Annotated in this window: 24 protein-coding genes; 9 read left to right on the forward strand and 15 right to left on the reverse strand. The window is 58.8% G+C overall.

The window, feature by feature from the left end; all coding sequences use genetic code 11:
• The first annotated feature begins 13 nt into the window (after positions 1-13).
• The 3 genes from BLL42_RS13745 to BLL42_RS13755 all read left to right on the forward strand — a co-directional run bounded on the left by BLL42_RS13745 (position 14) and on the right by BLL42_RS13755 (position 2,530).
• The gene (locus BLL42_RS13745; RefSeq protein ID WP_071552585.1) at positions 14-1,021 is read left to right on the forward strand and encodes a methionine ABC transporter ATP-binding protein; all 1,008 of its coding nucleotides are present in this window, start codon (positions 14-16) and stop codon (positions 1,019-1,021) included.
• On the forward strand, positions 1,021-1,695 hold the full coding sequence (locus BLL42_RS13750; protein ID WP_019694472.1) for a methionine ABC transporter permease: 675 nt from the start codon (positions 1,021-1,023) through the stop codon (positions 1,693-1,695). The genes BLL42_RS13745 and BLL42_RS13750 overlap by 1 nt, the downstream gene beginning before the upstream one ends.
• Before the next feature lie 61 nt (positions 1,696-1,756).
• Positions 1,757-2,530, forward strand: a complete 774-nt coding sequence (locus tag BLL42_RS13755; RefSeq protein ID WP_071552586.1) for a MetQ/NlpA family ABC transporter substrate-binding protein — start codon at positions 1,757-1,759, stop codon at positions 2,528-2,530.
• Positions 2,531-2,636: 106 nt separating this feature from the next.
• Here the strand turns inward: BLL42_RS13755 and BLL42_RS13760 are convergent, their stop codons facing one another.
• From BLL42_RS13760 to BLL42_RS13780, 5 genes are read right to left on the reverse strand one after another with little or no spacing between them, the layout of a single operon-like run.
• Positions 2,637-3,272 carry an SCO family protein gene (locus BLL42_RS13760; protein ID WP_071552587.1) on the reverse strand — a complete coding sequence of 212 codons (636 nt, stop codon included), beginning with the start codon at positions 3,270-3,272 and terminating at the stop codon, positions 2,637-2,639.
• Complete coding sequence (cyoE, locus tag BLL42_RS13765; protein ID WP_071552588.1) at positions 3,269-4,168, reverse strand: heme o synthase; 900 nt, start codon at positions 4,166-4,168, stop codon at positions 3,269-3,271. The genes BLL42_RS13760 and cyoE overlap by 4 nt, the downstream gene beginning before the upstream one ends.
• A complete protein-coding gene (locus BLL42_RS13770) occupies positions 4,156-5,235 on the reverse strand; it encodes a COX15/CtaA family protein (RefSeq protein ID WP_071552589.1) in 1,080 nt (359 codons plus the stop codon). Before BLL42_RS13770 ends, cyoE begins: the two co-directional genes overlap by 13 nt.
• Before the next feature lie 10 nt (positions 5,236-5,245).
• Positions 5,246-5,839: a PA_0111/PP_0108 family redox-active disulfide protein gene (locus BLL42_RS13775; RefSeq protein ID WP_071552590.1), complete on the reverse strand. Its 594-nt coding sequence runs from the start codon at positions 5,837-5,839 to the stop codon at positions 5,246-5,248.
• Positions 5,805-6,551, reverse strand: coding sequence for an SURF1 family protein (locus BLL42_RS13780; protein ID WP_071552591.1), 747 nt, complete (start codon positions 6,549-6,551; stop codon positions 5,805-5,807). Before BLL42_RS13780 ends, BLL42_RS13775 begins: the two co-directional genes overlap by 35 nt.
• Before the next feature lie 70 nt (positions 6,552-6,621).
• Here BLL42_RS13780 and BLL42_RS13785 point away from each other — a divergent pair, with 70 nt between their 5' ends.
• Entirely contained in the window at positions 6,622-6,825 is a 204-nt protein-coding gene (locus BLL42_RS13785; protein ID WP_071552592.1) for a twin transmembrane helix small protein, read from the forward strand.
• A gap of 8 nt (positions 6,826-6,833) precedes the next feature.
• Here BLL42_RS13785 and BLL42_RS13790 read toward each other — a convergent pair whose 3' ends face one another.
• From BLL42_RS13790 to coxB, 4 genes are all read right to left on the reverse strand, one after another.
• On the reverse strand, positions 6,834-7,721 hold the full coding sequence (locus tag BLL42_RS13790) for a cytochrome c oxidase subunit 3 (RefSeq protein ID WP_071552593.1): 888 nt from the start codon (positions 7,719-7,721) through the stop codon (positions 6,834-6,836).
• Positions 7,722-7,755: 34 nt separating this feature from the next.
• Entirely contained in the window at positions 7,756-8,313 is a 558-nt protein-coding gene (locus BLL42_RS13795) for a cytochrome c oxidase assembly protein (RefSeq protein WP_071552594.1), read from the reverse strand.
• 27 nt (positions 8,314-8,340) lie between these two features.
• A complete protein-coding gene (gene ctaD, locus BLL42_RS13800; RefSeq protein WP_071552595.1) occupies positions 8,341-9,936 on the reverse strand; it encodes a cytochrome c oxidase subunit I in 1,596 nt (531 codons plus the stop codon).
• An 82-nt stretch (positions 9,937-10,018) separates the two neighbouring features.
• Entirely contained in the window at positions 10,019-11,146 is a 1,128-nt protein-coding gene (coxB, locus tag BLL42_RS13805; RefSeq protein ID WP_071552596.1) for a cytochrome c oxidase subunit II, read from the reverse strand.
• A 373-nt stretch (positions 11,147-11,519) separates the two neighbouring features.
• Here coxB and BLL42_RS13810 point away from each other — a divergent pair, with 373 nt between their 5' ends.
• Positions 11,520-12,170, forward strand: coding sequence for a hypothetical protein (locus BLL42_RS13810; protein WP_071552597.1), 651 nt, complete (start codon positions 11,520-11,522; stop codon positions 12,168-12,170).
• 91 nt (positions 12,171-12,261) lie between these two features.
• Here BLL42_RS13810 and BLL42_RS13815 read toward each other — a convergent pair whose 3' ends face one another.
• The 3 genes from BLL42_RS13815 to BLL42_RS13825 all read right to left on the reverse strand — a co-directional run bounded on the left by BLL42_RS13815 (position 12,262) and on the right by BLL42_RS13825 (position 15,925).
• Positions 12,262-13,803 (reverse strand): SulP family inorganic anion transporter, encoded by a 1,542-nt coding sequence (locus BLL42_RS13815; RefSeq protein ID WP_071552598.1) that lies wholly within the window; start codon positions 13,801-13,803, stop codon positions 12,262-12,264.
• Between the two features lie 88 nt (positions 13,804-13,891).
• Positions 13,892-14,623, reverse strand: a complete 732-nt coding sequence (locus BLL42_RS13820; RefSeq protein ID WP_071552599.1) for a carbonic anhydrase — start codon at positions 14,621-14,623, stop codon at positions 13,892-13,894.
• Between the two features lie 243 nt (positions 14,624-14,866).
• A complete protein-coding gene (locus BLL42_RS13825) occupies positions 14,867-15,925 on the reverse strand; it encodes a PA0069 family radical SAM protein (protein WP_071552600.1) in 1,059 nt (352 codons plus the stop codon).
• Between the two features lie 246 nt (positions 15,926-16,171).
• Here BLL42_RS13825 and BLL42_RS13830 point away from each other — a divergent pair, with 246 nt between their 5' ends.
• Together BLL42_RS13830 and BLL42_RS13835 are read left to right on the forward strand one after the other, a co-directional pair.
• On the forward strand, positions 16,172-16,474 hold the full coding sequence (locus tag BLL42_RS13830; RefSeq protein WP_071552601.1) for a hypothetical protein: 303 nt from the start codon (positions 16,172-16,174) through the stop codon (positions 16,472-16,474).
• Between the two features lie 331 nt (positions 16,475-16,805).
• Positions 16,806-17,462: a dual specificity protein phosphatase family protein gene (locus BLL42_RS13835; RefSeq protein WP_071552602.1), complete on the forward strand. Its 657-nt coding sequence runs from the start codon at positions 16,806-16,808 to the stop codon at positions 17,460-17,462.
• Between the two features lie 135 nt (positions 17,463-17,597).
• On the opposite strand, the gene BLL42_RS13840 is transcribed toward BLL42_RS13835, so the two are convergent.
• Positions 17,598-17,888 (reverse strand): YheV family putative zinc ribbon protein, encoded by a 291-nt coding sequence (locus BLL42_RS13840; protein ID WP_071552603.1) that lies wholly within the window; start codon positions 17,886-17,888, stop codon positions 17,598-17,600.
• Positions 17,885-19,963 carry an oligopeptidase A gene (gene prlC, locus BLL42_RS13845; RefSeq protein ID WP_167368538.1) on the reverse strand — a complete coding sequence of 693 codons (2,079 nt, stop codon included), beginning with the start codon at positions 19,961-19,963 and terminating at the stop codon, positions 17,885-17,887. Before prlC ends, BLL42_RS13840 begins: the two co-directional genes overlap by 4 nt.
• Before the next feature lie 62 nt (positions 19,964-20,025).
• Between prlC and BLL42_RS13850 the strand changes: the two genes are divergently transcribed.
• Together BLL42_RS13850 and BLL42_RS13855 are read left to right on the forward strand one after the other, a co-directional pair.
• A complete protein-coding gene (locus BLL42_RS13850; RefSeq protein ID WP_071552604.1) occupies positions 20,026-20,571 on the forward strand; it encodes a gamma carbonic anhydrase family protein in 546 nt (181 codons plus the stop codon).
• 27 nt (positions 20,572-20,598) lie between these two features.
• Positions 20,599-21,249: an HAD family hydrolase gene (locus tag BLL42_RS13855; RefSeq protein ID WP_071552605.1), complete on the forward strand. Its 651-nt coding sequence runs from the start codon at positions 20,599-20,601 to the stop codon at positions 21,247-21,249.
• Here the strand turns inward: BLL42_RS13855 and BLL42_RS13860 are convergent, their stop codons facing one another.
• Entirely contained in the window at positions 21,250-22,323 is a 1,074-nt protein-coding gene (locus tag BLL42_RS13860) for an aminopeptidase (protein WP_071552606.1), read from the reverse strand.
• Positions 22,324-22,343 lie beyond the last annotated feature (20 nt).

A 22,343-nucleotide genomic window follows, 5' to 3' on the forward strand; every position in this document is an offset into this window, starting at 1 on the left:
CAAGGTTCGCTACGTGATCGAGTTTCAAAACGTCCATAAAACTTACCGCGTTGCCGGTAAGGATATTCCCGCACTGCACCCGACCAGTCTGACGATTGAGAACGGGCAAGTGTTCGGCCTGATCGGTCATTCCGGTGCGGGGAAAAGTACCCTGTTGCGTCTGATCAACCGCCTGGAAAACTCCAGTGGTGGCAAGATCATCGTCGATGGCGAAGAAGTCACCGCACTGGACGCCAATGCGCTGCGCCGCTTCCGTCAGCAAGTCGGGATGATCTTCCAGCACTTCAACCTGCTGGCCTCCAAGACGGTTGCCGACAACGTCGCGCTGCCGCTGACCCTGGCCGGGGAACTGTCGCGCAGTGAGATCGACCAACGCGTAGCCGAGTTGCTCGCCCGCGTCGGCCTGTCCGACCATGCAAAAAAGTACCCGGCGCAGCTGTCCGGTGGCCAGAAGCAGCGCGTCGGCATCGCTCGCGCCCTGGCGACCAAGCCGAAAATCCTGCTCTGCGACGAGGCCACCAGCGCCCTCGACCCGCAAACCACCGCGTCGGTCTTGCAACTGTTGGCCGAGATCAACCGTGAGCTGAACCTGACCATCGTGCTGATCACCCATGAAATGGACGTGATTCGCCGAGTCTGCGACCAAGTCGCGGTAATGGATGCCGGCGTGATCGTCGAGCAAGGTCCGGTGGCCGACGTGTTCCTGCACCCGAAACACCCGACCACCAAGCGCTTCGTTCAGGAAGACGAGCAGATCGACGAAAGCGAACAGCGTGACGACTTCGCTCACGTGCCGGGCCGCATCGTGCGCCTGACTTTCCAGGGCGATGCCACCTACGCGCCGTTGCTGGGCACCGTCGCCCGCGAAACGGGTGTGGACTACAGCATCCTCGCCGGTCGTATCGATCGCATCAAAAACACCCCCTACGGGCAATTGACCCTGGCAGTTACCGGCGGTGACATGGAAGCGGCTTTCGCCCGCTTCACCGCGGCAGACGTCCACATGGAGGTGCTGCGTTAATGGAAGCCCTGATGAGTTTCTTCGCCAATATCGACTGGTTCGAAATCTGGCTGGCCACCGGCGACACCTTGCTGATGCTTGGCGGCTCGCTGTTGTTCACCGTGCTGCTCGGCCTGCCGCTGGGTGTGTTGCTGTTTCTGTGCAGCCCGCGCCAGTTACTCGAAGCCAAAGGCGTTTACGCGCTGCTGTCGCTGATCGTGAATATCCTGCGTTCGCTGCCGTTCATCATTCTGCTGATCGTGATGATCCCGTTCACCGTACTGATCACCGGTACCTCGTTGGGCGTCGGTGGTGCGATTCCGCCGCTGGTAGTCGGCGCTACGCCGTTCTTTGCCCGCCTGGTCGAAACCGCTCTGCGTGAAGTCGATCGCGGCATCATCGAGGCGACCCAGGCCATGGGCGCGACGACCCGCCAGATCATCGTCAACGCGCTGCTGCCGGAAGCCCGCCCGGGCATTTTCGCAGCGATCACGGTGACCGCGATTACGCTGGTGTCCTACACGGCCATGGCCGGTGTGGTCGGCGCCGGTGGCTTGGGTGACCTGGCAATTCGCTTCGGCTACCAACGTTTCCAGACCGACGTGATGGTAGTGACCGTGGTGTTGCTGCTGGTGTTGGTCCAGGTTCTGCAAACCGTCGGCGATAAGCTGGTGGTGCACTTTTCCCGAAAATAAATGCAATCGCCGGCCACGGCTGGCAGACGCTCGAAAGGGCGCCTCACAAGGAGTTTGCTGGATGAAAAAACTACTCGTCGCGTTCGCTGCCGTTGCAGCGTTCTCCGCTCAGGCCGCTGAAACCCTGACCGTCGCTGCCACCCCGGTTCCGCACGCGGAAATTCTCGAGTTCGTGAAACCGGCACTGGCCAAAGAAGGCGTCGACCTCAAGGTCAAGGTGTTTACCGACTACGTGCAGCCGAACGTACAGGTTGCCGAGAAGCGCCTGGACGCCAACTTCTTCCAGCACCAGCCGTACCTCGATGAGTTCAACAAGGCCAAGGGCACCCACCTGGTGAGCGTTGCCGGTGTGCACCTCGAGCCGCTGGGCGCGTACTCCACTAAGTACAAGACCCTCGCTGAACTGCCAGGCGGCGCCAACGTGGTGATCCCGAACGACGCCACCAACGGCGGCCGTGCGCTGTTGCTGCTGGAGAAGGCCGGCCTGATCAAGTTGAAGGATTCGAAAAACATCCTGTCGACCGTCAAGGACATCACCGAGAACACCAAGGACCTGAAATTCCGTGAACTGGAAGCTGCGACCATCCCGCGCGTGCTGACCCAGGTCGACCTGGCGCTGATCAACACCAACTACGCGCTGGAAGCCAAGCTCGATCCGTCCAAGGACGCACTGGTTATCGAAGGCGAAGACTCGCCTTACGTGAACATCCTGGTCGCCCGCCCGGACGACAAGGACAGCGATGCAATGAAGAAACTGGTTGCTGCCCTGCACAGCCCGGAAATGAAGGCCTTCATTCTGGAGAAGTACAAAGGCGCGGTATTGCCAGCGTTCTGATCTAAGCAATACAAAAAAGATCGCAGCCTTCGGCAGGTCCTACAGAACACGATATCCGTGTGTAGGAGCTGGCATAGCCTGCGATCTTTTTTTTGTGTCTGAAGAATTACTGACGCTTGAGCATCACCGGTAACTGGGCCACCAGTTTCTGGTTGTTCAACGGGGCGCGAATGAACCCGCGCTGTGTGCCGTCCGGCCCGATCACCGCCAGGTTGCCGCTGTGGTCGACGGTGTAGTTGGGTTTGCTGGTGTCCGCCGGAATGAACGGAATGCTCACCGCATTGGCGACTTTCTGCAGGTCTTCGACCGACGTCGGCGTCAGGCCGACAAACTGCGGATCGAAGTAGCCCAGGTACTGCTTGAGCTGCCTGGGGGTGTCGCGGTTTGGGTCGACGCTGACCAGAATGATCTGCAACTTGTCGACCGCATCCGCTGGCAGCTCGCTCTTGATCTGCCGCAGCTGCGCCAGGGTAGTCGGGCAGATGTCCGGGCAGAAGGTGTAGCCAAAGAACAGCAGACTCCACTTGCCTTTCAACGCGTTGATCGTGACCGGTTGGCCGTCCTGATTGGTCATCAGCACGTCCGGCAGGTTGCGGCTTTGCGGCAACAGGATGATCCCGGCGTCGATCAGCGCAGTCGGATCGCCCTGGCCTTTGCCAGACAGTACTTTGTTGACGGTAAGCCCCAGGACCAGCGCGATCAGGGCAACAAGAATGAAGACGGTTTTCTGGGTTCGAGTCATAGGTTCAACAATAAGTAGTGGTCTACGAGCAGGGCGATAAACAGCAGGAACAAGTAATAAATAGAGTACTTGAAGGTGTTGATCGCCGCGTGCGGCTGAGTGCCACGGTACAGCACCACGGCCCATTGCAGAAACCTCGCGCCCAGTCCCAGGGCGCACACCAGGTACAGCAAGCCGCTCATGTGGATGACGTAGGGCATCAAGCTCACGGCCAGCAGGGCGAAGGTGTAAAGCAGGATGTGGATCTTGGTGTAATGCTCGCCGTGAGTCACTGGCAGCATTGGAATATCGGCCTTGGCGTACTCCTCCTTGCGATGAATCGCCAGTGCCCAGAAGTGTGGCGGGGTCCAGGCAAAGATGATCAGCACCAGCAGCAGCGGTTCGGCGCTGACATGCCCGGTGGCAGCGACCCAACCCAACAGCGGCGGCGCGGCACCGGCCAGCCCGCCGATAACGATGTTCTGCGGCGTCGCCCGCTTGAGAAAGCCGGTGTAGATCACCGCATAGCCCAGCAGCGAGGCGAGGGTCAGCCACGCCGTCAGCGGGTTGGTAAAGGCCAGTAGCAAGGCTTGCCCGGCCACCGCCAGCAATAGCGCGAAGGTCAGTGCGGCGGTCGGTGAAACCCGGCCTTCAGCCAGTGGCCGCTTGTGCGTGCGCGCCATGACCGCGTCAATGCGCCGGTCCACCACATGGTTGACCGCCGCCGCGCCGCCCGCGCAAAGACCAATCCCCAAATTGCCAAACACCAGCACCGTCCACGGCACCCCGGCACGCGTGGCGAGGAACATACCGACCAGCGAAGTGATCAGCATCAACACCACGACTTTCGGTTTGGTCAGCTCCAGATAGTCACGCCAGATTGCTTTGCGGTGACGTTCGCCGATCAGAGTCGCCATGGCATTTCTCCTTTTATTGTTATGGGCCCGGCCGTGTGTTTACGCGGGCTGAAGCGCCAGCGCCCGGGCACTTGCTGCCTGACTCGAACCAGGCTGGTTCGTGCGTGATAGTTGACCAGCACCATCGTCAACAACAGCACCGCGCCGCCCGCGTTATGGGCAACGGCCACCGGTAACGGCAGGTGAAACAGCACATTGCTGATGCCCAAGGTGATCTGCGCCGCCAACGCCACCAGCACCAACCCGGCAAGTCGGGTCATGCCGACGACTTTGAGCTGCCAGGCCAGCCCCAGCAGCACCAGTGTGACCAGCAAAGCGCCCATGCGGTGAGTGAGGTGAATCGCCGTGCGCGCATCGCTGTCGAGCTGCCCGCCGAGGTAGTTGGGGCCGATGTGTTGGGTCAGGTGAAAGCCGTTGGCGAAATCAGCCGGTGGCAGCCATTGGCCGTGGCAAGTGGGGAAGTCGATACAGGCCACCGCCGCATAGTTGGAGCTGACCCAACCGCCGAGAGCGATTTGCCCGATCACCAGCAACAACCCGGCCGTCGCCCAGTACTGCAAACGTCGCGGCACAATCAGCGCCGGCAATACGCCGGACAAGCGCAACGTCAGTAGAAACAGCAGGCTCAAGGTCGCAAAACCACCGAGCAAATGCCCCGTCACCACCTGCGGCCAGAGCTTGAGGGTGACGGTCCACATACCGAACGCTGCTTGAGCGAACACCACCGCCAGCAAGAACAACGGCAACTTCAGGGGTTGATCCGGATGATGACGATGGGTCCAGGCACGCGCCGCCAGCAACACAATCAGCAAACCAAGCGTGCCGGCGAAATAGCGGTGAATCATCTCGTTCCAGCCCTTGTGGGCAACCACCGGTGTGTCCGGAAAATGCAACTCGGCATGGGCCAGTTGGGCTTCGCTGTTCGGCACGCTGATAAACCCATAGCAACCCGGCCAGTCCGGGCAACCAAGGCCCGCGTGAGTCAGCCGGGTATAGGCGCCCAGCAATACGACAATCAGTGCCAGCAAGGTGGCAAACAGCGCGAGGCGAAATCCAGGTTTGGCCATGACGATGCCCTTATCCGATGTTCGACAGTTTCAGCAGCAGGTTCAGGTCGTTGAGAAGGTCCTTGCCCTTGACCTTGGCGTCGTAACGCAGCACCAGATTGCCGTGGGGATCGATAATCCAGAGTTGCGCCGCGCCGTTACCCTGGGTCGCCTTGGTATACGTCGGCAGATCCAGTGGATAGCGCCGCAACTGCGGATACTCACGTTGCAGCTTGGCGTCGTAGTCGGCACTCACCGGCTGCGCAGTGGCCAGGGCATGACTGGCGCGGGACGCCTCGCGACCCAGGCCAACCTGGATCTGCCGCGCCAGATAAACCAGTTGTTGGCAGTCCACCGAGCACTCCTGAGGAGCCGTGACCAGCATCTGCCAACGTTGCTCATCCGCTTGCACCCCCAGATCGCCTCGGTTTTGCCCGTTGCCGATCAGTTCACCGTGATAACTACGGCTCTCCGGCACCCAGAACTGCAGCTTGTACATGCCGGTAGCGAGGATCATCGGCCCAATGACCACCAGCAGAATCAGGATCAGCTGCAACCGCCCGCGCCAGCCGGGTTTACGGTTCGGTACGTTAGCTGTGTTGGGTGGATTCATGGCCGCTCCCATGGTCTTTCTCCCTTGCGTTATGCCATCCGAGGTAGAGATAAAGGCCGAGCAGTGCCAGCGCCATTGCGAACCACTGCACGGCATAGGCAACGTGTTTTTCCGGTCCCATGCCCGTCGCCACGATCGGCCAGCCAGCCTCATAAGCTCCGGGGCCTGCGTCTTCACGCAGTTCGTAGGTGAAGCCCGTACGACCCAGTTCTGCCCAGAGCTTGCCGGGATCGACCACCGTCACCAGCCGAGGCCACTTTGCGTTTGTCGGGTCAGCCTGCAATTGGAAAGTCGTACCCGGGGTGACATAGACCCAGGCATCGAGACTCACGATTTGTTGTGGTGTGGTGAAAACCGGCGGGATACGCCGGTCAGGCCACGGTAGCCAGCCACGATTGAGCAGCAGCCAAAGCCCGCTGTCCTGGTCGAGAAAGGGTTGCAGCAGCTCGACCCCGACCTTGTCGCCACGAAAGCGGTTATCCAGCAGATAGCTGTGCTCGGCGTCGAACTGCCCATGCAGACGAACTCTGCGGAACGCCGGATCGGCGATGCCTTGCAGCGCCACACTGGCCATCGGTTCGGCAGCCCGGCGCTCGGCATAACTGTCGAGCATCACGCGTTTCTGCTCACCCCGGCTCAACTGCCAGAAGCCAAGGAAGACCAACAGCGGCAGCAGCACGACTACCGCCAGGGTCGGCGCGATACCCGGCCGAAAACGCTTCATGGCATCGCCAGAAGAACGGTTAGCAGGGTGGCTATACTCAAGTGCATCGCATTTCCCCCGGAGTCTTACCATGCTCAAAGCAGCCATCGTCCTGATGCTGATCGCCACGGTTGTCAGCCTGTTCAGCGGCCTGTTTTTTCTGGTCAAGGACGACAGCCGCTCAAACCGTCTGGTCATCGCCCTGAGTGTGCGTGTCAGTCTGGCCGCCATCACCGTCGGCTTGATTGCCTGGGGATTTTTCAGCGGCCAACTGGTGTCTACCGCACCTTGGTAAGCGCTGTCTCAGAGTACGTAAACGAAGACAAACAGACCGATCCACACCACATCGACGAAGTGCCAATACCAACTGGCCGCCTCGAAGCCGAACTGGTGTTCGGCACTGAAATGCCCGCGCATCACTCGCATCAGCATCACGAACAGGATGATCGTGCCGATGGTCACGTGGGCACCGTGGAAACCGGTGAGCATGAAGAAAGTCGCGCCGTAGACGCCTGAACCCAGGGTCAACCCGAGTTCGTGATAGGCGTGGATGTATTCCTTGGCCTGGAAGCCGAGAAACGCCCAGCCCAGCAGCACCGTCAGTGCGAGCCAGATTTTCAGTGCGCCGCGATGGCCCTTCTTCAAGGCATGGTGGGCGATGGTCACGGTGACACTGGAACTGACCAGCAGCACCGTGTTCAGCAGCGGTAAACCCCAGGGGCTGATGACTTCCTTGGGTGGCGGGAAGAGGGTCGGGTCAGGGGTGTGCAGCAACGGCCAGGCGAACTGGAAGTTCGGCCAGAGCATGTGCGCGATGCCCTTGTGGCCTTCGCCGCCGAGCCAGGGTCCGGACAGGTTACGCACGTAGAACAGCGCACCGAAGAAGGCAATAAAGAACATCACTTCGGAGAAGATGAACCAGCTCATGCCCCAACGAAACGAGCGATCCATTTGGGCGCTATACAACCCGGACCGGCTCTCCTTGATCACTGTGCCGAACCAGCCAAAAAGCATATAGGCCAGCACCAGGCTGCCGACAAAAAAGATCAACGGGCCATGGGATTCGGGTCGGGCAGCCTTGAGGTCGTTGAACCAGGTGCCCAGTCCGAACAGGGTGGTGAACATGCCTACCGTGGCAATGATCGGCCATTTGCTCTGGGCGGGAACGTAATAATGCTCATGAGTTGCCATTTATTGTTCTCCTTATCGGGCACGCCTGGACGTCTCAAGGACCGGTATTGGTGCTTGCTACAACCGGCGGATGACGTGCGGTGATATCGAACAGCGTGTAAGCCAGCGTCAGGTGTTTCACATCCTTGGAAATCTCACGGTCGACGATGAAACGTACGGGCATCTCGATTCGCTCTCCGGGTTGCAACACCTGCTGGGTGAAGCAGAAACACTCGGTCTTGTGGAAATACACCGCCGCCGTGCCAGGAGAAATGCTGGGTATAGCCTGAGCACTCATCGGATGATCGGTCGGGTTGCGGGCGACAAAGATCATCTCGTTCACCGCGCCGGGATTGACCACCATGTCGTCGGCCTTGGGGTAAAAATCCCAGACCATGTCCACAGCGTTGGTCGACAGGAACTGCACGCGAATCTGTCGTGATGTGTCGACCACCTGTTCGCCCTCATACTGCCCCGCAGTTTTGCCATTGATGCCGAACGCCTTGCACATCACGTCGTAGATCGGCACCAGGGCAAAGCCAAAGGCGAACATGGCCACCACCAACAACAGCAAACGGGTGACCAGCCGTTTGAGCGAGATAGAGTCAGCCATGAACGTCTACCTTGCGGGCGCGGGTGTTCATTTCACTTCCGGCGGCGTGGTGAAGGTGTGATACGGCGCCGGCGACGGGATGCTCCACTCCAGGCCTTCGGCGCCATCCCACGGTTTGGCCGGTGCTGGCGGCCCGCCGCGGATGCACTTGATGACGATGAACAGGAAGAGAAGTTGCGTCGTGCCAAACATGAAGCCACCAATCGAGGAGACCATGTTGAAGTCGGCGAATTGCAGGTTGTAGTCCGGTACTCGCCGCGGCATCCCCGCCAACCCGACAAAGTGCATAGGGAAGAAGGTCAGGTTCATACCGACAAAAGACAGCCAGAAGTGCAGCTTGCCCAAGGTCTCGTCATACATGTGCCCGGTCCACTTCGGCAGCCAGTAATACGTGGAAGCGAAAATCCCGAAGATCGCGCCAGGTACCAGCACATAGTGGAAATGCGCCACCACAAAATAGGTGCCGTGGTACTGGAAGTCCGCAGGCGCCATGGCCAGCATCAACCCGGAGAAGCCGCCGATGGTGAACAAAATGACGAAGGCTACCGCAAACAACATCGGCGTCTCGAAGGTCAGAGAGCCTTGCCACATGGTGCTGACCCAGTTGAACACCTTCACGCCTGTCGGCACCGCAATCAGTAAGGTCGCGTACATGTAGAACAGCTCACCGACCAGTGGGATCCCGACCACGAACATGTGATGCCCCCAGACGATGAACGACAGGAAGGCAATACTGGCCGTGGCGTAAACCATTGAGGTGTAGCCAAACAGCGGTTTGCGTGAAAACGCCGGGATGATCGAACTGACCGCGCCGAAAGCCGGCAGGATCATGATGTACACCTCGGGGTGGCCGAAGAACCAGAACACGTGCTGGAACAACACCGGATCGCCGCCACCGGCGGCGCTGAAAAAGCTGGTGCCAAAGTGAATGTCCATCAGCATCATGGTCACGCACCCCGCCAGCACCGGCATCACCGCGATCAACAGGAACGCGGTGATCAACCACGTCCAGACGAACAACGGCATTTTCATCAGGGTCATGCCGGGAGCGCGCAGGTTGAGAATGGTCGAGATCACGTTGATCGAACCCATGATCGAACTGATGCCCATCAGGTGGATGGCGAAGATAAAGAACGTCGCGCTTGCCGGTCCGTAGGTCGTCGACAACGGCGCATAGAAGGTCCAGCCGAAGTTGGGCCCGCCGCCCGGCATGAACAGGGTCGACACCAGCAGCAGAAACGCTGCCGGTAACAGCCAGAAACTGAAGTTGTTCATCCGCGGCAGGGCCATGTCCGGCGCACCGATCATCAGCGGAATCATCCAGTTGGCGAGGCCGACGAATGCTGGCATCACTGCACCGAAGACCATAACCAGACCATGCATGGTGGTCATCTGGTTGAAGAACTCTGGCTGGACGATGTGCAGTCCCGGCTGGAACAGTTCGGCACGGATCACCATGGCGAACGAGCCACCGAGCAGGAACATGGAAAAGCTGAACCACAGGTACAGGGTGCCAATGTCTTTATGGTTGGTGGTCAGCACCCAGCGCATCAAGCCCTTGGCGGGACCGTGGGCGTGGTTGTCAACGATTGCATGACCATGGTCATCGCTCACAGCATTCATGTCCTGTCTCCTGCAAACGGCTGGGCTGGGCAGCCAGGGGTGAAGAGCCCTGGCCAGTTCCGAGAGCACGTAATAGGCTGGGTCATTTGCTTTCTGCCTGTTTCAGGGCCAGAACGTCTTTGGGCGTGACCATGTCACCCTTGTTGTTGCCCCAGGCATTACGCTCGTAGGTCACAACGGCGGCGATGTCGACCTCCGACAACTGTTTGCCGAAGGCGGCCATGGCAGTGCCAGGCTTGCCGAAGAAGACCCGATGCAGATGGCCCTCTATCGGACCCGTGGCGATTGGCGAACCTTTGAGCGCCGGAAACATGGGTGGCAAGCCCTGACCTTCGGCCTGGTGACAGGCCACGCAGGTAGTGTGATAGATCTTGTCGCCGCGTTCCTTCAGCTCGTCGAGGGTCCACTCTTTGCTGGTCAGCTCTTTGAGCTTGGCGGCGTCGGCTTTGCGATCGGTCAGCCAGGTGTCGTAATCGGCCTGGGTTCTGACATCGACCACAATCGGCATGAAGCCATGGTCCTTGCCACACAGCTCGGAGCACTGTCCGCGGTAGATACCGGGCTTGTCGATACGGGTCCAGGCCTCGTTGACGAACCCGGGTATCGCATCGCGCTTGACCGAGAACGCCGGCACCCACCAGGAGTGGATCACGTCAGCGGAGGTCACCAGAAAGCGCACCTTGGCACCGACCGGTAGTACCAACGGTTGATCGACTTCCAGCAGGTAGTTTTCGCCTTTCACGGCCTGGTTATGTATCTGTTCTTGCGGTGTGGCCAGGTTGCTGAAGAACTCGACGTCCTGGCCCAGGTATTTGTAATGCCACTTCCACTGATAACCGGTGATCTGGATATCGATATCCGGCTCACTGGTGTCATACATCTTGATCAGGGTCGCGGTCGCCGGAACAGCCATGGCAACCAGAATGATGAAAGGCACCACGGTCCAGAGAATCTCGACCGTCGTACTTTCATGGAATTTGGCGGCCACCTGCCCGGTGGAGCGCCGATGCATCATCATCGACCAGAACATGGCGCCGAAAACGATAATGCCGATCACCACACAGACCCAGAAAATGGTCATGTGCAGGTCGAATACTGCGTGACTGATTTCAGTCGCTCCAGGCGCCATATTCACAGTCCAGGCCGCTTGTGCCTGGCTGAAAATCGACCACAACAGGAGGCCCATCCAGACGTGTGGATGTCGCATCATTGCGGGTTCCCCTTATCGTTCTTGTTATCCCGCCGGCTAACACCGGCGGCAAGGGAGCGGCTTTTTCAGACTACGAACTTGAATCGCCGGGCCTTGCTGCTTATGCAGTCGGGCGTCATCAGCTAACTCCATTCAAATCCGAGTATAGACAGCGAGTCAGACCTCGCAATGCGATGGCGTAAATGAACTGAAACACCTGACACTTGCGCCACAGGCCACGGATGGAGAAGGATGTGGGATCGGTGATGGCAAATCGATATAACGCAGCGGCATCAAAGGTGAAATAATTATGACAAATACGTCTTAGCCACTTTTATAAGCAGGCTAACTTATGTCTTCCCCTATTTCCTTGCATTCGTTTCCTGGAGTTTTCATGAACACCGCCGCATTGCGCGAGCAGATTCAACGTGCCCAACAACATGAAGCCGAAACCGGTCAGCTGACCCGTCAGCTGGAAGTCCAATTGCCGCACCTGCATTCAGCCATCCAATTGCCGGACATCGACGCCAAGGGCGTGATGACCCGTTTTGTCACCGCTTATATAGAACAAGTGCCGGACTTGCTCGACGCTGCCAACGACGTAGCGCGTGAAGCGGGGATCGAGTCGCAGATCAAACCGGTGCTGACAATCGCCGAGCAGTTCTTCCTCCAACCACCGGCGATCATGGCCGGTCACGAAGGCCTGGATAGTCTGCTGGACGAAGCCTACCTGGCACATCGCCTGGTAGAAGAGGTTAACGACCTCTACATCAAACATTTCGGCCAGCCACTGATCCCATTGGACATGACTGTCGCCAACCTGATTGCCCACCAACTGATCGGCGAGGAGTTCGCCAATCAACTGGATGAGGCTGTGCATCACGCCGTTGATGAGATGCTGAACGAAGAAAGCTTCGCGCTGGAGTCCGTCGAAGCCTACCGGGAAAAGCTCAACAGCCCGGACACTGGCGCCGCCTGGAAGCGCTGGCCGTGCCTGTCGCGTCAGCTGGGCGTAGGCCTGGAACTGGATCAGCCTGCGGCTTGATCCGTAGCGTCTAAAAGATCGCAGCCTTCGGCAGCTCCTACGGGTGTATGTAATTCCCTGTAGGAGCTGCCGGAGGCTGCGATCTTTTGCTTTAAACCCTGACGGAGCCTATCCCCACGGTCGTCCGCAATCGCCCCTCCAATCTGCGTTTCAACCCACGCGCCTCGATCAGCAGTTTCGAGCCTTTGCTGGCATTGGCCCGCCCCCATTCCTCAAGCAACTCCAGACATGAGTGGTCGATGTAACTCAGGTTACTGAGCGGCACATGCACCGTCGTACCGGCCGGAATAGCCTTGAGGACCCGGCTCAATGCTGGCACCTTGAGAAAGGTCGCAGCCCCCATCAGTCGCAACTCCATTTCGCCCTCTGCCGGAAGGTCGATCAGGCTGATTTTAAGTCGCGAGGCCTTCCAGGCCAGCTTCGCCAGGGTCAGGCCAAAACCGATCAGTACACCGGTCAGCAAATCGCTGAAGATGATCGCCAGCGCAGTCGCCGCATAGGTAAACATTGGCATCCGGCCATACCGTCCCAGTCCGCGAAACGCCTTCAAGTCCACCAGTTTCACCCCGGTATACACCAGCACGCCCGCCAGGCTGGCGACCGGAATGCTTTGCAGCACGCTGGACAGCAGCAATACAAACGCCAGCAGCCAGACACCGTGAAAAATCGCCGACAACCGAGTCTTGGCGCCGGCCTGTACGTTGGCTGAACTGCGCACGATCACGCCCGTCATCGGCAGCGCACCGACCAGACCGCAGAGCATGTTGCCGACACCTTGGGCGGACAATTCGCGGTCGAAATCCGAACGCTCGCCGCTGTGCATACGATCTACCGCCGCTGCCGAAAGCAGGGTTTCGGCGCTGGCAATGAAAGCCACGGCGAAGGCGGCGATCAGCAGATTGGGGTCGGCCAGATTCAACAGGTCGGCCGGCTTCAGCCAGTCAATCGCCTCGGCCAGGTTAGCCGGGACTTCAACCCGTTTGACGTTCAATGCCAGCGCCAGACTGGCAAGGGTCGCCAAACCAACGCCGAGCAAGGCGCCAGGAATGAAACGCAGCGATTGCGGACGAAATTTCTCCCACAGGCCCATTACCAGAATCGTCGACAGCCCGAGCAGGCCGGCCTGCCAACCCGGCCCGCCACCGAGCGTCGGCAAGGCGTGGGCAACGGCCGCCGGAAACCCGCTCAAGTTATCCAGGCCTGAGGGTTTGGGAACACCGTCGAGCATCACATGCACCTGCGATAGCACGATCAGCACACCGATGCCCGCCAGCATGCCGTAAACCACCGCCGGCGCCGTCACGCGGAACCAGCAGCCCAGCCGCAAACGCCCGGCCACCAGTTGCAGAAACCCGGCCAGCAGCAGAATTGGCCCGAGCATCGCCAAGCCATGCTGGCGCACCAACTCAAAGACCAATACCGCCAGCCCTGCGGCCGGGCCGCTGACTTGCAGCGGCGATCCGGCCAGCCAACCGACCACCAGGCCACCGATAATCCCGGTGATCAGGCCCTTGGCCGGCGGCATGCCGGAAGCGATTGCAATCCCCATGCACAAGGGCAGGGCGACCAGAAACACCACCACCGAAGCCAGCAGCTCCCGTGGCAAAACAGCTTTCAATTGCGCAGCACGCATTAGCATTCTCCTGAGATTCTTCAGGCGTGGCGAAGCCCGACCGCTTTTCAGCAGCCCTGGCCAGACCAGACAAGGTGTTTAGGAGGATTTAGAAGCGCGCTTTAGGCGTCGCCATGGGAATCGGATGAGTGCCATCCAGAGGCAGGAAGCAGCCCTTATCCGCATCGTAGGCTTTGATTTCGCTGGTTTCGATGCTGTAGACCCAGCCATGGATAAACAGGTGACCGTTGGCCATGCGCGAAGCCACTGAAGGGTGAGTGCGCAAATGCTGCAACTGGGCGATGACGTTTTCTTCGGTGAGCACCTGCATGCTTTCGTTTTCGTCAGCGCAATGGCAGTTCTCCTGAACCATGGTTTTTGCTACTTCGGCGTGACGCAGCCAGGCTTTTACCGTGGGCATTTTTTCCAGGCTTTGCGGATTGAGTACAGCACGCATGGCACCGCAATCGGAGTGTCCGCAAATGATGATGTGCTGTACGCCAAGGGCCAGCACCGCATATTCGATGGCCGTGGAAACCCCGCCGTTCATCTGGCCATAGGGTGGCACTACGTTGCCAACGTTACGGGTGACAAACAGATCGCCAGGGGCGCTTTGGGTAATCAATTCGGGAACGATGCGCGAGTCCGCGCATGCAATAAACATCGCTCTGGGCCGCTGAGCCGTGGCGAGTTTCTTAAAGAGTGCTTCCTGTTGCGGGAAGACCTCGTGATGGAAGTGTAAAAAGCCGTCAACGATTTGCTGCAGCGCTGCATCGGCGCTTTCGGCCTCGGGCAGGGCGGAAGCCGACGCAGCCAACGGCTGTTTATCCTTGTCACTCATAATTCATCCTCTTTGACGGAGTAGGGAAATTTTCCCGTTTTACCTGGGATAAAGCCAGCGACTGGTTAGAAAGCGTACAGATCGCCGATCAATGACCATGCAGTCACTCTATGGACAAGGTACCCACCGAAACTTAACTCAAACTGAATAAACCGCTCTAGAACGTGCGTTCCAGGTTACAAAAAACGTGACCGACGGACAAACACACCGCGTTTTTCACTACTTACCATAGGCCAATTGTTGCTAAAGCAACGACATTTGAGCCCCGGGCGGACAAAAGGCTGCGCAGTCCAGATTGAAACCTTCACGTTGATTGAGCCCAAGACGTTTTATTGTTTTGGCGAAGCGTTGCGCCAACAGATCGGCGAACGGTCCTTCGCCGCGCATGCGAGCGCCAAAGCGGCTGTCATACAGTTCACCACCACGACTTTGGCGGATCAAGCTCAATACATGGGCTGCACGCTGCGGATAGTGGGCCGCCAGCCACTCCTCGAACAACGGCGCCACTTCCAGCGGCAGGCGCAACATCATGTAAGCCGCACTCTGCGCACCGGCCGCGTGAGCTTCGGTAAGCAGGCTTTCCAGTTCACTGTCGTTGATCATCGGGATCATTGGCGAACACAAGACGCCCACCGGAATCCCGGCCTCACGCATGACCCGAATCGCCCGCAGCCGCGCCTTCGGGGCAGCCGTTCGCGGCTCAAGGATGCGTTTAAGCTCGTCGTCGAGGCTGGTCAGGCTGATCATCACCGCCACCAGCCGCTGTTCGGCGAGCTCACTGAGCAGATCCAGATCACGGAGAATGAGTGAGCCCTTGGTGATAATCGTCACCGGATGCCGGTAACGCAGCAGCACCTGGAGAATTCGCCGGGTGATTTTGTGTTCGCGCTCGATCGGCTGATAGGGATCGGTGTTGGAGCCCAGGTTGATCGGCGCACACTGATAACCACGCTTGGAAAGTTGCTGCTCCAGTACGTCGGCGGCGTTACTTTTGGCGATCAGCTTCGTCTCGAAATCCAGCCCGGGCGACAGGTCCCAATAGGCATGACTGGGTCGTGCATAGCAGTAGATGCAGCCGTGTTCGCAACCTCGATAGGGATTGATCGAGCGATCGAAGGGCAGGTCGGGCGAATTGTTGCGGGTGATGATGGTTTTCGCCGCCTCGATGCGCACCACGGTGCCCTGGGTCAGCGGGGCTTCCTGGTACCAGCCATCGTCTTCGGCCACCGAGCGGTTCGGCGCAAAGCGATTGTGCGGGTTGCTGGCGGTGCCGCGTCCGCGAGGTGGCAAGGGCGTGAACATTGGGGGAAACCCTAACAACTGTATGTCCGTACAGTATCGGAAGATCCAATGTCAGGCCAGTACCGTTCGGCACCTTTCGCGAAGGAGTCACGTTAAAGCCCTACCCGTCATAGACAACTATTTGTTAAGTAACTTATAAGCGTAAGAACAAGATACATATAACCCTTAGTCATCTGATAAAAGTTGCCCGTACTATCCTTGGCACACGCAATACCACACTGGATAACTATTGAAAAGGATTCAACGATGTCATTCTTTAATCAACGCGGTATTTTCCTGCAACTAATGAGGCCGGGGCCTTCGGAGCCAAACACCTTGGTTTCGATGCAACTTGCACGAAAAGAACCGGGTTGGGATGCAGAAAACGAAGTACAAACCGAGACGCTGGTGGACTCGATTTTCATGACGGCAGTTTCCAGCGACGGCGGGCAATCCTTCACCCTCGGGAGCGCCCGCAAGGATGTGGACGGCGATGGCGATATTGATGCCGATGACAAAGCCAGGCTGCTGGCGTTGGCCAAAGCATATGCACGTATTGTACGTCCATAACCGGACCTGATCCGGTACTTGATAATACAGGCTGCGATTCAAACACCAACGCCTGCGAACATATCTTCGCAGGCGTTAGTGACACCTATATAACAACCATTAATAACCTTTCATCGTTCACCCAAATCGTTGAATAATTTTTGCCACTCTAAAGTTCACCTCCACCCATCACTTCCTGACCCGACAAACACTTGGCAAATACCGTCCTCGTAAACGTCGAAGGCACCCTCAGGCTTAACGATTCTTTGACAAGCCCCTCACAGACCTTTGACTGCTCAGGGTTCAGGCTGGGAATTAGTCGCCCATTCCTTCATCCACGGCCCGCTGACTCATGTCGAAAAACCGCCTCTTGCTCGCACTGTGCCTGTCGTTCATGGCGTTATTTGCGTTCGATCAGGTTCAGGCCGAGCTAACCCAATCCATCCGTCCCGGCGAATGGGCCCAGCCCGTCGAAGCGCAGTATGGCCTTTATCAGATGTCGCCAACCCTCTACCGCAGCGCTCTCCCGGATCACGAGGCGCTGGCGCTGCTGGAAAAACTTCAGATCACGACGGTGATCAATTTTCTGCCCGAGCCCGACGCAAGCTGGCTATCGACCCCCGGTATCAATCTGGTGCAATTGCCCTACAAGACCAGCCATGTCGATGACAGCGAGGTGCTGAGCGCGCTGCGGGCCATTCAAACCGGTCAAAGCAAAGGCCCGGTGTTGATCCATTGCAAACGCGGATCGGATCGCACTGGCCTGATGGCAGCGATGTACCGCGTGGTGGTGCAAGGCTGGAGCAAAGAAGACGCCCTGAGCGAAATGACCCAGGGAGGTTTCGACGACAATACTCACTTCAAGAACGGCATTCGCTACATGATGCAGGCCAATGTCGACAAACTACGTACCGCGTTGGCCAACGGCGATTGCAGTACCAGCGTGTTTGCCACCTGCTCGATGAAAAGCTGGTTAAAAACGGTCAATAGCGAAGAACCGAAGATCTGAGGGCGCGCCACAACAAGCCTCGTACCCAATCAGGTAAGGCGGATCGTGGACCTGCACTGGAGGATTGTGGTGGTCGTCGATAAATACCGCCCTTGAGCACTCAGGCTCAAAGGCGGATTTCAAAGCGCGGAATGATCAGGACTGATCGTCAGACTTTTTCTTCAGCTTCGGATTGGGAAAGAACTGCACAGCCTGGACTTTGGCGTCCGGGACTTTCAACGCGGTGGTATTGACCCGCGTACCCAATTCCTTGGGCACTGACAGACCTTGCTCGTTCAGCGTATCGGAATAACCGCAGGCCACGCATTCGCGGTGCGGCACCTCGTCTTCGCTCCACATCATCAACTTGTCCGGCTCGCTGCACGCCGGGCAGACTGCCCCGGCGATGAAGCGTTTCTTGGTTTTGCTCACAGGCCCGTCACTCATGCTGCCGCGTCCTCGTTGAGGCCGCTGTGGCGCAAGAGTGCGTCAATCGACGGCGCACGTCCGCGGAAATCGACGAACAGCACCATCGGCTCCTGAGAACCGCCACGCGCCAGGATCGCCTCGCGGAACGCACGACCGGTGGCGGCATTCAGCACGCCTTCTTCCTCGAACTTCGAGAAGGCATCGGCCGACAGCACTTCAGCCCATTTATAGCTGTAGTAACCCGCCGCATAACCGCCAGCGAAGATGTGCGCGAAGCTGTTAGGGAAACGGTTGTAGGCCGGCGGGCGCATCACCGAAACCTCGTCGCGCACGCCTTCAAGCACTTGCAGCACGCTACGACCGTCGCCATGGGTGGCATGCAGTTCGAAGTCGAACATCGAGAATTCCAGCTGACGAACCATCATCAGCCCGGACTGGAAATTCTTTGCGGCGAGCATTTTTTGCAGCAGGTCCTGCGGCAGTGGCTCGCCGGTTTCGTAATGTCCGGAAATCAGCGCCAGGCCTTCTGGCTCCCAGCACCAGTTTTCCATGAACTGACTTGGCAACTCGACCGCGTCCCACGCCACGCCGTTGATACCGGAAACGCCAGAATATTCGACACGGGTCAGCAGGTGATGCAGGCCGTGACCGAATTCGTGGAACAGCGTGGTGACTTCATCGTGGGTCAGCAGGGCAGGTTTGCCGCTGTCAGCCGGGGTGAAGTTGCACACCAGGTTGGCTACCGGGCTTTGCAAGACGCCTGCCGCGGTGCGGCGACGGTCGCGGGCGCCGTCCATCCAGGCACCGCCGCGCTTGTTGGCACGGGCATACAGGTCGAAGAAGAAGCGCCCGACGTGCTCGCCATTCTCCTTGATTTCGAACAGGCGAACGTCCGGGTGCCAGGTGTCGAAACCTTTCAATTCGGCGATTTCGATGCCATACAGGCGCTGAACGATGGCGAACAGACCGCTCAGGACTTTATCGATCGGGAAGTACGCACGCAGGGCTTCCTGGGCGACGCTGTAACGTTGCTCACGGAGTTTTTCGCCGTAGAAACCGCTGTCCCAGCTTTGCAGATCAGGGCAACCCTGTTCGGCAGCGTAGGCTTTGAGTTGCTCCAGATCCTGCGCGGCGAACGGTTTGCTGCGCTTGGCCAGATCGCGCAGGAAGCTCAGCACCTGATCGCTGGATTCAGCCATTTTGGTGGCCAGGCTCAGCTCCGAGAAACTGGCGAAACCCAGCAGCTTGGCCAGCTCCTGACGCAGGCCGAGGATCTCTTCCATCACCGGGCTGTTATCGTTCTGACCGGCGTTCGGACCTTGGTCCGACGCACGGGTGCAGTAGGCGGCGTAGACTTCTTCGCGCAATGCACGGTCCTGGGCGTAGGTCATCACCGCGAAATAGCTTGGGAATTCCAGGGTGATCAACCAGCCTTCCAGGTCTTTGGCTTGGGCAGCGGCAGCCATCTGCGCCTTGGCCGAATCGGTCAGGCCGGCGAGGGCGGCTTCATCGGTGATGTGCTTGGTCCAGGCCTGGGTGGCGTCGAGCAATTGGTTGGAGAAGTGGCTGCCCAGCTCGGACAGTTTGCTCTGCACTTCGGCATAGCGCTTTTGCTCAGGCGCAGGCAGATCGATACCCGACAGACGGAAATCACGCAGTGCGTGTTCGAGTATGGTTTTTTGTGCGACGTCGAAGCCGGCCGCTTCCGGGCTGTTGACCAGGGCTTCATAAGCCTGGAACAGTTCGCGGTTCTGGCCCATTTCGGTGGCGTAGGCGCTCAGTGCCGGCAGGCAGGACTCGTAAGCCTCACGCAGTTCGGCACTGTTGCACACGGCGTTCAGGTGACTGACCGGGCTCCAGGCCGCGCCCAGACGGTCGTTCAGTTCGTCCATCGCCAGCACCAGCCCCGCCCAGGTAGGCTGTTTGCCCTGGCTTTTGAGGAGCTCGGCGATGGCGGCGCGGTTGTCCGCGAGGATCTGTTCGATGGCCGGTTGTACGTGCTCGGCGCGGATCGCCGAGAACGGCGGCAGGTCGTAGGACTGCAAAAGAGGGTTGTTCACGCTCACGGTTGGCACCTTGGCTGGAAGAAACATGCGGCCATCTTAATTACAATCGACGCCAACCGCAGCTATCAACAAAAGAGAGAGAGCCTATCGTGTCCCTTCGCAAGTACCAGAACCACACCCCCATGCTCGGCAAAGGCGCGTTTGTCGACGGCTCGGCGGTGGTGATCGGCGACGTCGAAATAGGCGAAGACAGTTCAGTCTGGCCGCTGACCGTGATCCGCGGCGACATGCACCGCATCCGCATTGGCCAGCGCACCAGCGTGCAGGATGGCTGCGTGCTGCATATCACCCACGCCGGGCCCTTCAACCCCGACGGTTTCCCGCTGTTAATCGGCGACGACGTGACCATTGCCCACAAAGTCATGCTGCACGGCTGCGCGGTCGGCAACCGGATCCTGATCGGCATGGGCAGTATCGTCATGGACGGCGCAGTGGTCGAAGACGAGGTGATCATTGGCGCGGGCAGTCTGGTGCCCCCGGGTAAACGCCTGGAAAGCGGTTTCCTCTATGTCGGCAGCCCGGTGAAACAGATCCGTCCACTGACTGACAAGGAACGGGCCTTTTTCACCTACAGCGCGGCGAATTACGTGAAGCTCAAAGACCTGCATCTGGCCGAAGGCTACGACCAGCTCTGACACCGACAGACTCACCCAGGAATGTTCATGCATTATCAAACCGTTCTATTCGACCTCGATGGCACCCTGACCGACCCGCGCGAGGGCATCACCCGCTCGATCCAGTTCGCCTTGAGCAAACTGGGGATCGACGAACCTGACCTGACCAAACTCGAGCACTTCATCGGCCCGCCGTTGCTGCAAGCCTTCATGCAGTTCTACGACTTCGACGAGCCCAAGGCCTGGGAGGCGGTGAATTTCTACCGCGAGCGTTTCAAGGTCACCGGCTTGTACGAGAACCGGGTGTTCGACGGTGTCACGCCACTGTTGGAAACCCTTAATGGGCAAGGGCGGCAACTGTACATCGCGACGTCGAAGCCGTGGATTTTCGCCCGGGAAATCGCCCGGCACTTCGGTTTCGACCGGCACTTCAAAGTGATCTACGGCAGCGAGCTGGACGGCATCCGCACCGATAAGGTCGAGCTGATTGCGCACTTGATGGCCGAAGAAGCCCTCGATCCGGCCACCACGCTGATGATCGGCGACCGCAAACACGACCTGATCGGTGCCAGGCGCAACGGTCTGAACGCGGCGGCGGTGGGTTATGGCTTCGGCAGCCACGAAGAATTGAGCGCCGAACAACCGGCATATCATTTCGAGACGCTGGCCGAGTTGCACCAGGCGTTTTTGCGGGGTTAGTCAGTCCACCAACGCTTTCAGCGCCGCCTTACGCTGCTCAACCGGCAGTGCCCCCAACTTTTCGACCGCCGTATAGAACTTCAGCCAATCCCCACTCGACTGTTTGAACACCACGGAAAACGCCGGCACCCATTGGTCATAGAGCCCGAATGGCAGCAATTTAGCGTTATTCATCGGGGCATTGATCCAGGCGTCGTAGCGCTTCTCGCCGGCCCATTGGCTGTCGCGCAGGGTTCGATAATCGCTGCGCAAGCGCTCGAACTCGGCCGCTTTTCGCTGGCGCATTTGCTCAGCCGCCAGGGGCAATGCATAGAGTTTTTCGAGCCGCGTACGAGTATCCAGAATCAGCCGGGTAAATTGATCGCGTTGCTGCTCTTGAGCCTGACTGGCAGGTGGCAAACCGCGCGCCGCGCGCCATTGGCGGGTGCCTTCCTGTTCGACGAAGGTGGCGAATGACTCGTTGAACTCGGTGTCGTCCTTCACATAAAACCGTTGATGCGCCAACTCGTGAAAAATCAGTGTCGCCAGGCGCTCGTCGCCCCAGCTCATCATTGAACTGATGATCGGGTCGTTGAACCAGCCCAGGGTCGAATAGGCTTCAACGCCACTGATCGACACGTCCATGCCTTGCCGACGTTGTAGCGCAGCGTCACCTCGCGCGGCGCTCTGGCTGTAGTACCCGCGATAGGCCACACACCCGGCAACCGGAAAACAATGATTCTGCGGCTTGAGGGAAAACTCCGGCGTGGCGAACACATTCCAGACCACATAGGGTCGGCCGATGTCGGCATAGAGGCGATAACTTTTGTTGTCAGGCAGGTGCAACCGCTGGCTGGCGAACTCGCGGGCCTTTTGCGACTGAACCAGATGCGCGCGCAGTTTCGCGTCACGTGCAGGGTCGGCAATCACCTCGCTTACGGGTTCTCGCGACCGCAACAAATGCCACTGGCCGCTGGCCAACTGGCTGTAGTAACTAACGCTCGTGCAACCGTTGAGCAGTAAAAGCAGCGTGGCCGGAAACAAAACGCGCAAAGCGCGATCAAGTAACCGATGGCTTGGAAGCGGCCTGATCACATCGAATCATCCTTGGGGAG

It is taken from the genome of Pseudomonas frederiksbergensis (assembly GCF_001874645.1).
Lineage (GTDB): Bacteria > Pseudomonadota > Gammaproteobacteria > Pseudomonadales > Pseudomonadaceae > Aquipseudomonas > Aquipseudomonas frederiksbergensis_B.